The 12898-nt window shown below is 64.3% G+C and carries 10 protein-coding genes; 5 read left to right on the top strand and 5 right to left on the bottom strand.

Annotated elements, in window-relative coordinates; genetic code table 11:
* Positions 1–26: 26 nt before the first annotated feature.
* Positions 27–1226 carry a phosphotransferase gene (locus tag F4Y38_03840; GenBank protein MXY48415.1) on the bottom strand — a complete coding sequence of 400 codons (1200 nt, stop codon included), beginning with the start codon at positions 1224–1226 and terminating at the stop codon, positions 27–29.
* Between F4Y38_03840 and F4Y38_03835 the strand changes: the two genes are divergently transcribed.
* The 4 genes from F4Y38_03835 (at position 957) to F4Y38_03820 (ending at position 5643) form a co-directional block, all read left to right on the top strand.
* Positions 957–1814, top strand: a complete 858-nt coding sequence (locus F4Y38_03835; GenBank protein ID MXY48414.1) for a DUF2064 domain-containing protein — start codon at positions 957–959, stop codon at positions 1812–1814. The two genes, F4Y38_03840 and F4Y38_03835, sit on opposite strands and share 270 nt — an antisense overlap.
* A 42-nt stretch (positions 1815–1856) precedes the next feature.
* Entirely contained in the window at positions 1857–3536 is a 1680-nt protein-coding gene (gene murD / locus F4Y38_03830) for a UDP-N-acetylmuramoyl-L-alanine--D-glutamate ligase (GenBank protein ID MXY48413.1), read from the top strand.
* 77 nt (positions 3537–3613) lie between these two features.
* Positions 3614–4465, top strand: a complete 852-nt coding sequence (locus F4Y38_03825; protein ID MXY48412.1) for a 3-hydroxybutyryl-CoA dehydrogenase — start codon at positions 3614–3616, stop codon at positions 4463–4465.
* A gap of 38 nt (positions 4466–4503) precedes the next feature.
* Complete coding sequence (locus F4Y38_03820) at positions 4504–5643, top strand: aminopeptidase P family protein (protein ID MXY48411.1); 1140 nt, start codon at positions 4504–4506, stop codon at positions 5641–5643.
* A 7-nt stretch (positions 5644–5650) separates the two neighbouring features.
* Here the strand turns inward: F4Y38_03820 and F4Y38_03815 are convergent, their stop codons facing one another.
* A complete protein-coding gene (locus tag F4Y38_03815) occupies positions 5651–6949 on the bottom strand; it encodes a beta-lactamase family protein (protein ID MXY48410.1) in 1299 nt (432 codons plus the stop codon).
* A gap of 42 nt (positions 6950–6991) precedes the next feature.
* The gene (locus F4Y38_03810; protein ID MXY48409.1) at positions 6992–7879 is read right to left on the bottom strand and encodes a Fic family protein; all 888 of its coding nucleotides are present in this window, start codon (positions 7877–7879) and stop codon (positions 6992–6994) included.
* A 232-nt stretch (positions 7880–8111) separates the two neighbouring features.
* Between F4Y38_03810 and F4Y38_03805 the strand changes: the two genes are divergently transcribed.
* Positions 8112–9116 (top strand): GNAT family N-acetyltransferase, encoded by a 1005-nt coding sequence (locus tag F4Y38_03805; GenBank protein ID MXY48408.1) that lies wholly within the window; start codon positions 8112–8114, stop codon positions 9114–9116.
* A 72-nt stretch (positions 9117–9188) separates the two neighbouring features.
* On the opposite strand, the gene tkt is transcribed toward F4Y38_03805, so the two are convergent.
* Both tkt and F4Y38_03795 read right to left on the bottom strand, forming a co-directional pair.
* Complete coding sequence (gene tkt / locus F4Y38_03800) at positions 9189–11255, bottom strand: transketolase (GenBank protein ID MXY48407.1); 2067 nt, start codon at positions 11253–11255, stop codon at positions 9189–9191.
* Between the two features lie 105 nt (positions 11256–11360).
* Positions 11361–12893 carry a gluconokinase gene (locus F4Y38_03795; protein MXY48406.1) on the bottom strand — a complete coding sequence of 511 codons (1533 nt, stop codon included), beginning with the start codon at positions 12891–12893 and terminating at the stop codon, positions 11361–11363.
* Positions 12894–12898 lie beyond the last annotated feature (5 nt).

Below are 12898 nucleotides of genomic sequence, written 5' to 3'. Positions count from 1 at the left end.
CAGGCTGAATGTGCCGTACTTGCAGGTCAGACGTGACGTAATCCCGCCACCGATATTCCGTCATTCAGCATCATGGGTCGGGCTGCCTGGCGAATGCGGGCCTTGACCCCGTCGTCGGTGATGTATCGGACCTGGTTGATCCCGTCGATGCGGAACAGCATCTCGAGACCGGCCTGCCGAAGGGCCGTCGTTTCCGTTGCTGCAGGCAACAGGTCGCCCATGCCCTCCGCGTAGGTGCTCCAAAGGCGTTCAACGGCGTCGAAGACGGCGTCCGCGACCCGTGGATTGTTGTATGCGTGCAGCAGGTAGTGAGCCATGATGAAACCGGCGTCCTGGGCCGGGTGCCCGTAGTTGACGAATTCCAGGTCGAAGGTACGGACCCGTTTCTCCGCGGCGATCACGCTGGCCGTCCAGAAGTCGCCGTGGAGCAGCGCCTGCTTCGTCTCCGTGAACGTTTCGGCCAGCCGGCGCGCGATGCGGTTCAGCTCCGGATCTTCGACGAAGTAGAAACAGTACTTGTACCTCAGGCCCTGCATGGCCTCGTTGTCGAATCGCTCACGCAGTTCTCTGTCGTCCCAGGTCTGCCGGTGCAGGGTCGCCAGGAACCCGCCAAGTTGCACCGCCACGGCAGGATCGACGCGTCCCCGCTCCAACTCGGTTTCCAGGGACGGGCGCTTTCCAAGGTCCGACATGACCAGGATGCGATGCGCGTCGTCGAAGTGCAGGACGGCCGGAACGGTCCCCTCGGGGAACAGCCCGTTCAATACCCGGAGGGCCCGCGTCTCGTAGACGATCCGGTCGGTGGTGACTTTGAGGTCCGGGAACAGCCGCAACGCGTCCAGGGCCTGTTTCACCACGACCGAACGGTCGGCGGCGGAGACCCGCAGCACGGTATTCAGAAACCCGCCGCCCAGTTCTTCCACCGTGCAGGAACCCTCCGGCGGCGGGGCCAATAGATGTCTTGTGTGAACGTACTCCGCTACATTATCTTTATCGATGTTCATGACCAAAGTGGCTTCATCGCGAGCGCGATTCCCATCGCGCCGAGCCATGCCTACCGGCCAATGATTCCGTATCCGCCCACCGCACTCGTCCTGCTCGCCAAGTATCCCGAACCCCGTAACGTCAAAACCCGGCTGGTCCATGGCACGGCGGAGAACGGTTATGCCGGCCTCAAGGACATGCGCGACCGATCGGGCGCGGTGCTCGGTCCGGACGAAGCCCATCGCCTGGCGGCCGGGATGTACCGCGCGTTCCTGGTGGACCGGTTCGCGGCGCACCGGGGACGGGACTACGACGTCCTGCTGGCCACGTCCCAGCCCGAATACGCGGACGCCTTTCGATCCATTACCGGGCCGGACGTCCCGTACCACGCAGTTTCCGGCTCGAATTTAGGTGAGATGATGCTCGGCCTGTTCGAGGATCTGCTCGGTAGATACCCGTACGTGCTGATCTCCGGGAGCGACATGCCCCGGCTGGAGGAAACGGTCATCGATCGAGCCCGCGAGTCCCTCTCATCCCACGATATTGTGCTTGTCCCGGCCCAGGACGGCGCGTACAATCTTATCGGCATGCGCAAGCCGCACCGCATATTCGATATCTCGCGCTGGAGTTCGGGATCGGAACTCGAGGAGACCGTCGCCCTGCTTCGGCGGCGCCGGATCACCCACGAGGTGCTCGACGAATTCCGCCTGCTGGACATCGATACGATCGAAGACTTGGTGCAGTTGATGCGCGGTCCTGAAACCGTCGACGCACCGGAAACAAATACCTTTCTGACGGCGCTCGACGAACGACTGGACTTCGCGGATTGAACCCGCGAATCAACGCCGTATATTAAACCGGGCGGGCTTCGGGTGTCAAGGGATTTCAAAGGCAAACGGGTTACCGTGCTGGGGCTCGGCTTGCTCTCCGGCGGCGTCGCGTCCGCACGGTATTTCGCCGCGCGGGGAGCGGACGTTACCGTCACCGACCTGCTGCCCGCGGAAGCGCTCCGGAAATCCATCGACGCACTGGATCCATGGCCGGTCCGCTACGTGCTCGGGGAGCACCGGGAGGAGGACATCACCGACGCGGACCTCGTGGTGGTCGGGCCCGCCGTCCGGGACGACAGTCCCTTTCTCCAACTGGCGCGAGACCAGGGCGTTCCGCTGACCACCGAGATGAACCTGGTCTTCGAGACCTGCCGCCGGCCGGTCATCGGCATCACGGGCAGCAACGGCAAGACCACCACGACCCGGCTTGTCGGGGCGCTGCACCAGGCCGTCGACCCGGAAACGCTGGTGGGCGGGAACATCGGCCGGGCCGTGCTCAACGAGCTTGAAGGGGAATGTGGCGAAGTCGCAGGTCCTGGCGGGGCGTTCGGCGGCCACGGCGAGGTGGCCGAATCCGGGGAGGTGCCGGACGGTGGTCCTGGCGGAGCAGCCGGCACTGCTGACGCGCCGCCCGTCGGCAGTCCCGTGATACTTGAACTGTCCAGTTTTCAACTGCACCGATTGGCCTGGATCCGGCGAAGCCCCGGGCTCGCCGTGGTGACGAACCTGTCGCCCAATCACCTGGACTGGCACGGGACCTTCGACGCCTACGAGCAGGCCAAGCGGCACATCGTGCACTACCAGTCGCCGGAGGACATGGTCGTCCTGAACGCCGATGATGAGCGGCTGCGCAAATGGGCGTCGTTCTGCCCGGGACGGGTCGCCTGGTTCAGCATGGAAGGCCCCGTCGAGACCGGATGCTACGTGCGTGACGGTCAGGTGGTCTTCCGCGACGGTGCCGGCGCGAGGGACGGTTCCGGGGCGCGCGGCGCATCGAAGGCAGGCGGTGCAGGCGAACGCGTCTTGTGTCCCGCGGACGCCCTCCGGCTGCCGGGTCCGCATAACCTGGCCAACCTGCTGGCCGCGGTGACGGCCGCGTGCCTGGGCGGGATCCCGCCATCGGTCATCCGGTCGACGGTCGAGGCGTTCCGCGGCGTGGAGCACCGACTGGAAGAGGTCGCCGTTATCGATGGCGTGGGTTACTACAACGATTCGGCCTGCACCACGCCGGCGTCGACGGTCACGGCGCTCCGGGCTTTCGACGCGCCGGTTGTCCTGATCGCGGGCGGGTACGACAAGGGGACGGCCTTCGACGACATGGCCAAGGAAACCGTTCGGCGCGCCCGGGCGGTCGTCCTGATCGGCGCAACGGCGGACACGATTGAGACCGCGATCGGGAAAGCCGGTGCTGATCTGACCGATGTGTATTTGGCCGGCGGCGATGCGGCCGACATGAAATCGACCGTTGCTGATTCGGTTGTGGCGGATTCGGCCAGCGCGAATTCAACCGTGGATGATTCGGCCGGCACGAATCCGGACGTCGTAAAACCGCCTGTCATCGCCCGTGCCGAAACGCTCGATGACGCCGTGCGGAAAAGTGCCGAACTTGCGCGGCCCGGCGACGTGGTAGTGCTGTCGCCCGCTTGTGCCAGTTACGACATGTTCACCAATTTCGAGGAACGCGGCCAGCAGTTCAAGGAAGCCGTGGCTGCGCTGAAGTAAGTAGCCGGGCGCTCGTGGGACGCGGCCGGGAACGCGTAGCACCGAATAACCTGAAGGCAGCACCTGGAGGATCCGGCATGGCCATTAAGACCGTGGGCGTCATCGGATGTGGATTGATGGGATCGGGCATCACGCAGGTGTGCGCCCAGGCGGGTTACCGGACGATCGTCCGCGAGGCATCCGACGAACTGGTGAGCGGCGGCATCGGGCGAATCGACGGTCTCCTGTCGCGAAACGTGTCCAGGGGGCGGATGACGGACGAGGGAAAAGCGGCCGTGCTCGGGCGCATCACCGGCACGACGGAATTCGCCGATCTTGCCGAATGCGACCTGGTGATCGAAGCGGTGACCGAGAACCTGGGAACCAAGCAGGAGGTCTTCCGCACCTTAGACGGCATCGCGCCGCCCGGCGCCATCCTGGCCAGCAACACCTCCTCCATTTCCATCACCGAACTGGCCGCGGCGACAGACCGGCCGGAGCAGGTGCTCGGTCTCCATTTTTTCAATCCCGTGCCGGTCATGGGACTCATCGAAATGATCGTCGGACTGCAGACCAGCGCGGAGACCGTGGATACGGCCCGGCAGTTCGGCGAATCGCTGGGCAAGCAGGTGATCCAGGTCAAGGACACGCCGGGCTTCATCGTCAACTACCTCCTCATTCCCTACCTGCTGGACGCGGTACGCCTGGTCGAATCGGGCGTGGCCACGAAAGAGGACATCGACGCGGGCATGGTCCTGGGGTGCAGCCATCCCCTCGGTCCGCTCAAGCTGCTCGATTTCATCGGCCTGGACACCACGCTCTACATCGCGGAAGTGCTCCACGACGCCTTCCGCACCGACCGCTACGCCGCCCCGCCCCTGCTGCGGCAGATGGTCGCCGCCGGAATAAACGGACGCAAGGCTGGCCAGGGTTTCTACACGTACGATTGACGCGAAGGCAGTACTGATTCACAACGAAAGGCAACTGAATGACCGCTTCACCCGTTAACGAGGCCGTCCTGCTCATTGCGGACAGCGAGCGCGACGCCGACATGCTGTATGCCGCGGGGATGTTCGTGCCGGACCCCTTCACCTTCCTGCAGGTGGGCGGCCGGAAGACCATCATGATGAGCGACCTGGAGATAGACCGCGCGCGGGCACAGTCGAAGGTCGATGAAGTTGTATCGCTCACGGACTATACGGACCGCGCGAAGGTCGGCGGCAACGCCGATCCTGGACTCGTGGACGCCGTGGTCGAACTGCTCCGGGAACGGGAAGTGAAGCACGTCAGCGTACCGAACGGCTTCCCCCTGGGTTACGCCGACAAACTTCGGGATCGGGGATTCGAGGTGGCGTCGAAGGCGGATCCCTTCTGGGACCAGCGCCCTGTGAAGACCGACGACGAGGTCGCGGCCATCTCGGATGCCTCCCGCCACACCGAAGAAGCCCTGCGCATGGCATTCGGTCTGCTTGCCGAGGCCACTGTGAAGGACGGCCTGCTCCACGGGCCGGAGGGACCGCTGACTTCCGAATACATCCGGAAGCGCATCCACGTCTACCTGCTGGAACGGGACTGCATCGCCCAGCACACGATCATCGCCGGGGGCGTCCAGGGCTGCGATCCCCACAACGGGGGTTCCGGCCCCCTGCGCGCCGGCGAGCCCATCATCTTCGACCTGTTTCCCAAGTCCATGAAGACCGGGTACTACGCGGACATCACCCGCACCGTGGCGAAGGGGCCGGTGTCCGACACGTTCCTAAGGCTGTACGATACAGTGCTGGAAGGACAGGAAATCGCGCTCTCGCGGGTCCGGGCCGGGGCGGACGGGCGCGATATCCACGGGGAAGTGGAACGGCTGTTCGAAGGCAGGGGCTACGAGACGGGCGCGAAGAACGGGCGCATGCAGGGCTTCTTCCACGGCACGGGTCACGGCTTCGGCCTTGAAATTCACGAACCGCCCCGCATATCAAAGGTGTCGCAGGTCCTCGTTGCCGGCCACGTCGTAACCGTCGAACCGGGCCTGTACTACCCCGATCTAGGCGGTGGTGTTCGGATCGAAGACAATGTGGTCGTGACCGAAAGCGGATGCGACAACCTGACGTGCCTGGAGAAGGTGTTCGAGTTGTGACGCCGCCTCAGTTCACCAGCGCCTGGTAGACGAGCGCCCGGATGCGCTGGTGGTCGTCGAGACCCTGGGCGGGGATGACCTGCGTCATGTAGGAAACCACCAGTTCCTCCGCCGGATCGACCCAGTACGTGGAGTGATAGGCACCTCCCCAGTTGTAGGCGCCCGGAGAACCGGGCAGGCCGCTCCAGCCGATCTCCTTCGTGATGCCGAACCCCAGGCCGAACCCGCCGCCGTTGCCCTGCCACGCGTCGTGGACATGATCGACGGTCATGAGCTCCACGGTCTTGGGCGACAGGATGCGCGCCCCGTCCAGCGTGCCACCGCGACGTAGCGCCTCGAGGAAGCGGGCGTAATCTCCCGGCGTGGAGACGAGTCCCGCACCGCCCGAGAAGCTCTTGCGCGGACCTTCGAGATACATGCCCTGTCCGACCATGTGGCCCGGATCGGGCGCGCGCTCCATCCCCTTTTCATCCGTCACCGAATACACGACAGTGAGCCGGTCGGCTTCCTCCGGCGGCACATAGAAATACGTATCCACCATGCCCAGCGGCTCGAGGATCTCGACCCGCAGGAATTCGTCCAGCGGCAGGCCGGAGGCCCGCTCGATCACCACGCCCAGGATATCCGTGGCGTAGCCATATACGTACGCCTCTCCCGGCTGGCCAGCCATGGGCAGATCTGCCATGCGCTCGACGGTATCGGAAATCGGTTCGTCGCGGTCCGCGAAATACCAGCCCACGATGCCGGCCTCCTCCCAGGCCCTGGCGCCGGGGCCCCACCCGTACCCAATACCGGCCGTGTGGGTGAGCAGGCCGCGCACGGTGATCTTGCGATCGGCGGGGACTACTTCATAGCCCCCGTCCTCGGTTGCAACGGCGACGGTCGTGCTGTCGAATTCCGGGATGAAGTCACCCAGGTCCTGGTCGATCAGCAGGCGCCCCTGCTCCTGGAGGATCATCACGCCCACCGAGATGACCGCCTTGGTCTGCGAGGCGATCCGGAACAGGTCCGTGATCTCGAGCGGTTCCCCCGCCTCGCGGTCCCGGTAGCCGAAGGCCTTTGCATAGACCACGTGCCCGCGCCGTCCGATCACGAGCGCGGCGCCCGGCAGCCGTTCTTCCTCGACATAGGCTTCAAGCGCCGCGTCGATGCGCGCCAGCCGTTCGGAAGAAACGCCGGCCTCTTCCGGGTTGGCCGGGATAAAGGTTTGGGCGAAAACCCGCGGCGCGACGGACGCGCAGAGGAGCGATGCCGCGAGCAGAATTAGTAGAAGGCGGATGTGATATATTGACAATGTTGACAACATGATTCGGTTCCTTCTTGGGGTTGTAGTGTCGATACGGTCTGTCTATTCCCGATGTTCGTAGTCTCTTCCGATCTTCCAAACTCCCTTTTCGCGGAACGCGGGAATGGTTTGCCGCCGGGCGGCGTTTGTCAATGCCGGCGCCGACAGGCGGTTCTGGCTGATGTAATCCGAAAGCCGGATTATTTCCTCGCTTCTCAAGTAACTCAGACGTTTGTGTAACGACTCCATAAGCCCGAGAAATACGATATTCTCCATGGTCCTGGTCGAGGCGTCGTCCTCATATTCCCTGAACGCCTGGTAGTACCTCTCCTTCTCCGAATTGCGTATGATGATACGGGGCAGACCGAGTTGCAGGAGCTGGTAGTTCATCATGACCCGCCCCAGTCTGCCGTTTCCATCACAGAATGGATGGATGTATTCGAAACCCAAGTGAAAAACCGCGATCTTGTCCAGAAAATAAGATTCCAGATCGCTGACGTAATCGATCAGGAGGTTTTCCATCATGCGTTCCACGTGCTCGGGCGCCGGTGCGATATGCGTCCCTACTCGTACGTATTCTCCCCGCTGTCGGAATCGTCCGGCGATGGTATCGTCGATTCCGCCCATCAGCATCTGGTGGAACTGCAGCATCAAGGTTTCGCTCAGTTCAGTATCCTTCGACCTGATTCGCTTGTATTCCATGACCCGTGCAAGGTTTTTCGCCTCGTAGACTTCACGAATGGATACATTGCGGGAGAGGATTTGTTCCATCAGGATCCGCTCCGTTTCCTCGAGAGACAGCGTCGAATTCTCGATGGCGTTCGAGTTGTACACGCTCTCGGCAATCTCCACCTCGTCGATCATGGTCAAGAGCGCATCCTTGCCTTTACGTAAGGAATCGTATTCATGTTTCAAGGAATGGATGCGGTTTCTCATGGGTTTGGTTGTCATGGGAGTAAGTTAATTCATTCACGCGTTATTGTCAAATCAGCGTGAATTAACTGGTATTTATGCACGTCATTCACGCTATTATACAAAAACAACGTGAATCGAAAACCGACCAAGAACCCTCAAGCAGGTCCGTATCCATGCATCCAAATTCGTATCAGTCAAGTGCCCCGACAAGTACAGCCATCGGAACACGGCCATTGGTACACGACCATCACCCTGGGACCCAACCACCATGAAAATCAGAACCCTCGAACTCGACCAGGCGTCCGTCCTGACGGACTTCTACAACGAGCAATTCTCCGGTACGCCGTACTGCTATCCCGTCACCGAGGATGAATTCCGGACCGGTGTCCGGTGGCACGAAGAGAAGGACAGGCCCTACGAAGACCTGTCGGACGAGTCGATCCTGGTGGTGGAAGGCGACGACGGCACCGTCGCGGGGTTCGCCCACGTGGCCGTCTGCCGCAGGGGCGAGGAGCACGACCGCGTCGGACTCCATCCGATCGAGGAGCTGCTGGAGGACCGCATCGGTCTCATCCGGTTCTTCCACTACCGGGCCGGGGCGAGGCCGGCGGGCCAAGCGCTGCTGGAAGCGGCGGAGGCACGCTTGCGAGACTTGGGTGTCGGCCAGATACGGGCCTTCAGCTATTTCGGCTACCGGTTCTACCGTTTCTGCCACGCGTTCCAATCCGACCGTATGGGCCATGTGGGCGCCCTGCTTTGCATGAACGACTACCGGATTACGCGGGGGATCATCCTCCTCGAACTCCCGGATTTCTCGGTACCCGATCCGGTACTGCCGGATCCAGGCGTGACTACGCGGTTCGACGTCCAGCCCGGGCGCGGCAGGCTGCCCAACATGGAGTTCCAGCTCCTCCGGGGAGATCAGTGCATCGGGCAGGGATTCGCCCAGTCGCTGGGGGATTTCTGCCGGTCGGCCCTGGCGCAGGAAACCTTCTACATCCCCTGGTTTTTCATCGAAGGCAGTCCGGTGGGAGGACGGGTGAGCAAGGGGGAACAGGGCAAGGGGTTCGGGCGGTACATGATGGAAGTGCTGCTCAGGGAGATGCGCCAACTCGGATACCGGCACGCCACCACCCAGGCGAACACGGGCAGCCCCCGCCCCATTCTCCTGTACACCAACATGGGATACCGGGTCGTAGACACCAACTACCAGTACTTCAAAGACCTGGAGCGGGAGATTCCGCTGGAGGTGTTCAAGGAGGTCGGGTTCTGATCATACTAGAACCGGCTCGAAGGTACACGGCGCGGCCGGGTTCGACTGGCGGCCGGGTGCGACGCTTTCCGGTCACCCGCGGACCTCAACCAGCGCCTTCGCCCTGCCAGCGATGTTTTCTGCCGTGAAGCCCAAGTGCTCGAACACGTCCTGGTAAGGCGCCGAGGCGCCGAATCGTTCCAGTCCGATGACGTCGCCCCCCGGGCCCACGTACCGTTCCCAGCCCAGCGTGACGCCGGGTTCCACGGCCAGGCGCGCGGTGACCGACGCGGGAAGCACGGACTCCCGGTACGCATCGGTCTGCGCTTCGAACAGTTCCCAGCTCGGCATGCTGACCACGCGCGCGGCCACCCCTTCACCCGCCAGCGCTTCCCGGGCCGCGAGCGCCAGGTGGACCTCCGAACCGGAAGCGATGAGGATCACGTCCGGCGTTCCGTCGGCATCGGCGAGGACGTAGGCGCCCCGGTGCAGGCCGTCGGCGGGCGCGAGACCCGAGCCCGACGCCAACCCCTCGGCGGGTGCCGTGCCCGATGCCGCGCCGTTTCCTTCCCGGTCCAGCACGGGCAGTTTCTGCCGGGTCAAGGCCAGGGCGACGGGGCCGTCCGTGCGCCTTAGCGCCGCCACCCAGGCTTCCTCCGTTTCGGCGGCGTCGGCGGGTCGGATCAAGGTCAGGTTGGGGATGGCCCGCAGCGCCATGTAGTGCTCGATGGGCTGGTGGGTCGGACCGTCTTCGCCCAGTCCCACGCTGTCGTGGGTGAAGACGTAGACCGGCGCGATGCCCATGAGGGCCGCGAGGCGGATGGCTGGCCGCATGTAGTCCGAGAACACGAGGAACGTGCCGGCGTAGGGGCGCAGGCCCCCGTGGAGCGTCATCCCGTTCAGCGCGGAAGCCATGGCGTGTTCGCGCACGCCGAAGTGCAGGTTGCGGCCCGCGAAGTTTCCGGCGGCGTAGTTCGATTCGGCTTCCACCATGGTGTTGTTGGACCCGGCCAGGTCCGCCGAACCGCCCAGCAGGCCCGGGATGCGCTGGGACAGCGCGTTGATGGTCACACCGGACGCCTGCCGCGTGGCCATGTCCCCCTGGTCGGGCGAAAAGGTCGGAAGGTTTTCGTCCCAGCCGGCCGCCAGTTCCCCGTCCATCGCCTGCTTCCAGGTCTCCGCCAGTTCGGGAAAGGCGGCCGTGTAGGCATCGACGGCCTGACGCCAGGCCAGTTCCCATCCCTTGCCGTAGGGGACCATCTGCTGGAACCTGGCGCGCACGTCCTCCGGGACGAGGAACTTAGGTTTCAACGGCCACCCGAGGTTTTGCTTGGTCAGTTCGACTTCCTCTTCGCCGAGAGGCTCGCCGTGGGCCTTGGACGTGCCGGCCTTGTTGGGGCTGCCGTAGCCGATGACCGTTCGGCACAGGATGACCGAGGGACGGTCCGTCTCGTTCCGCGCCATTTCGACCGCGGCTTCGACCCGGGCGAGGTCGTTGCCGTCCAGGACCCGCTGCACGTGCCAACCGTAGGCATCGAACCGCAGGCCCGTGTTCTCCGAGAAGGCCAGGTCCGTGCCGCCGTCGATCGTGATGCTGTTGTCCAGGTAGAGGACGATCAGCTTGCCCAGGCCGAGGTGCCCCGCCAGGGAACAGGCCTCTGAGGCGACGCCCTCCATCATGTCCCCGTCGCTGGCGATGACATAGGTGTAGTGGTCGACGATCTCGTGGCCGGGGCGGTTGTACCGGGCCGCCAGGTGGGCCTCGGCCATGGCCATGCCCACGGCGTTCGCGATGCCCTGTCCGAGCGGTCCCGTGGTGGTCTCCACGCCGGGCGTATCGCCGTATTCGGGATGGCCGGGCGTCTGGCTTTCCCATTGCCGGAAGTTCCTGATCTCATCGAGGGGAAGGTCGTAGCCGGTGAGGTGCAGCATGGCGTAGAGCAGCATGGACCCGTGCCCGCCGGAGAGCACGAAGCGGTCGCGGTTCGGCCAGTCGGGGTTCTTCGGGTTGTACCGCATGAGGCGCGTCCACAGCACGTAGGCGATGGGCGCGGCTTCCATGGGAAGGCCCGGGTGGCCGCTGTTGGCCTGCTGGACGGCGTCGACGGCCAGCAGGCGGATGGTGTTGATGCATCGTTGCTCGAGATCGTGTTCTGACACGGTTCGCGTCCTTTTCGGTTCGGTTCGATTACGCCGTTCGTTCGTGCGGTTCGTTAAATTTAAGTTCGCCAGGGTCAAACGCCCGCTAAGATACAACCCGGCCCTTCAACTGTCCATCATCATATCGTACAGATCCTGCTGCCGTTTCATCGCTTCCCGGTAGCGGTCCCGGTTCGCCCGATCCGGTTCATAGGTCTTGCCCAGGGGGGCCGGCGCGGCGGCCAGGTCTTCCAGCGCGCCGCAGGCCTCCAGCGCCAGCAGCGCGGCGCCGCGGCTCGAGGCCTCGGTCACGTTCGAGGCGGTGATAGGCCGTTCCAGTACATCGGCCAGCATCTGCATCCAGACGGGCGACTGCAGCAGGCCGGCCCCCGATGCGACGATCTCGCCGGTATCTCCCCAGATGGACCGCAACCGGTCATGGATATTCGCGAAACAGTAAGCCGTGGCCTCCAGGCTGGCCCGCATGACGTCCAGCGGCGTGGTGTGCAGCGTCATGCCGGTAATGGCCGCCCGGGCGGCGTCGTGCCAGCCCGGACTGCGTTCGCCCGCCCAGAAGGGCAGCACCGTAAGGCCATGGCTGTCCGGCGCCATCCCGCCCAGGTCCCGTTCGACCCGCTGTTCGCCGGCCAGGCGCAGCGTGTCGTGCATCCAACCGTAGACGTTCCCGCCATTGCTCAGGGCGCCGCCCATGAGGATCCTGCGGCGGTCCGACCGGTAACACCACAGGCCCTCCGGGATCGAGAACTCCGCGGCACGCCGCATGATCCGCATGGCGCCGGATGTGCCCACCATCAGGGCGATGCGGTCCTCGTCCACGCAACCGCTGCCGATGTTGTTGCAGGCGCCGTCGCCGATGGCGGGATACCAGGACGCTCCAGCCAGGACGGGCCAGCGGGAAGCGTATTCACCCGTCAGACCCCGTACCGGCTCGTCCACGTCGCTTAAGGGCGTCAGCTGGTCCCGTTCCAGCGGCAACGCGGCCAGCGTCTCGTCGTCCCAGTCGCATCGGTGGGCGTTGAACAATCCGGTACCGGAAGCCATGGACACGCTGCAGGCCGGCGCGCCGAACAACCTGAGGAAGAGGTATTCGCCGATAGACATCCAGCGTTCCACCCTGGCGAACGTATCGGGATCGTTCCGGGCGAACCAGCATATCTTGGCGGGGAGATAGGATGCGTGGAGCACGCAACCGGTGCGTCCGTGGGCGGAGGCGGCGTCGAGACGCTCAGCCAGTTCGGCGATGACCGTCCCCGGCCGCGTGTCGGCCCAGCTGATCAGCGGGGTCACGGCGCGGTCTCCCTCCACGCCCACGACGTTGTGCCAGAACGTGGTCATGGCCACTCCGTCGATGGCGGGACGGCCACCCGCGGGATGCCCGCCCCAGGCGCAGAAGTCGTCGAGTACCGAAGCCACAACCGCCGCCAGGCGGTCCGCGTCGATATGGACACCGCCGTCCGGGGTGGTCTCCATGTCGTAGGTTTTTTGAAAGGCGGGGGATGCGATGCGGGCCGCACGGTCGAAGAGGATCGCCCGCACGGACGACGTGCCGATGTCGATGGCCAGAACGCGGGGCGGCTCAATCGTGTCGCGGGGCGGCTCAATCGTGTCGCGGGGCGGCTCAATCGTGTCGCGGGGCATGGACG

This window comes from Gemmatimonadota bacterium (genome assembly GCA_009838645.1).
Classification (GTDB): domain Bacteria; phylum JAAXHH01; class JAAXHH01; order JAAXHH01; family JAAXHH01; genus JAAXHH01.
The sequence above is the reverse complement of the archived record's forward strand: the minus strand, read 5'-3'. Positions and strand labels throughout refer to the sequence as shown.

Coding starts and splice junctions, on each gene's coding strand:
- F4Y38_03835 (MXY48414.1), top strand. CDS start 957: ATGTCTTGTGTGAACGTACTCCGCTACATTATCTTTATCGATGTTCAT.
- F4Y38_03840 (MXY48415.1), bottom strand. CDS start 1,226: ATGGGCTTCGTCCGGACCGAGCACCGCGCCCGATCGGTCGCGCATGTC.
- F4Y38_03825 (MXY48412.1), top strand. CDS start 3,614: ATGGCCATTAAGACCGTGGGCGTCATCGGATGTGGATTGATGGGATCG.
- F4Y38_03820 (MXY48411.1), top strand. CDS start 4,504: ATGACCGCTTCACCCGTTAACGAGGCCGTCCTGCTCATTGCGGACAGC.
- F4Y38_03815 (MXY48410.1), bottom strand. CDS start 6,949: ATGTTGTCAACATTGTCAATATATCACATCCGCCTTCTACTAATTCTG.
- F4Y38_03810 (MXY48409.1), bottom strand. CDS start 7,879: ATGACAACCAAACCCATGAGAAACCGCATCCATTCCTTGAAACATGAA.
- F4Y38_03805 (MXY48408.1), top strand. CDS start 8,112: ATGAAAATCAGAACCCTCGAACTCGACCAGGCGTCCGTCCTGACGGAC.
- F4Y38_03795 (MXY48406.1), bottom strand. CDS start 12,893: ATGCCCCGCGACACGATTGAGCCGCCCCGCGACACGATTGAGCCGCCC.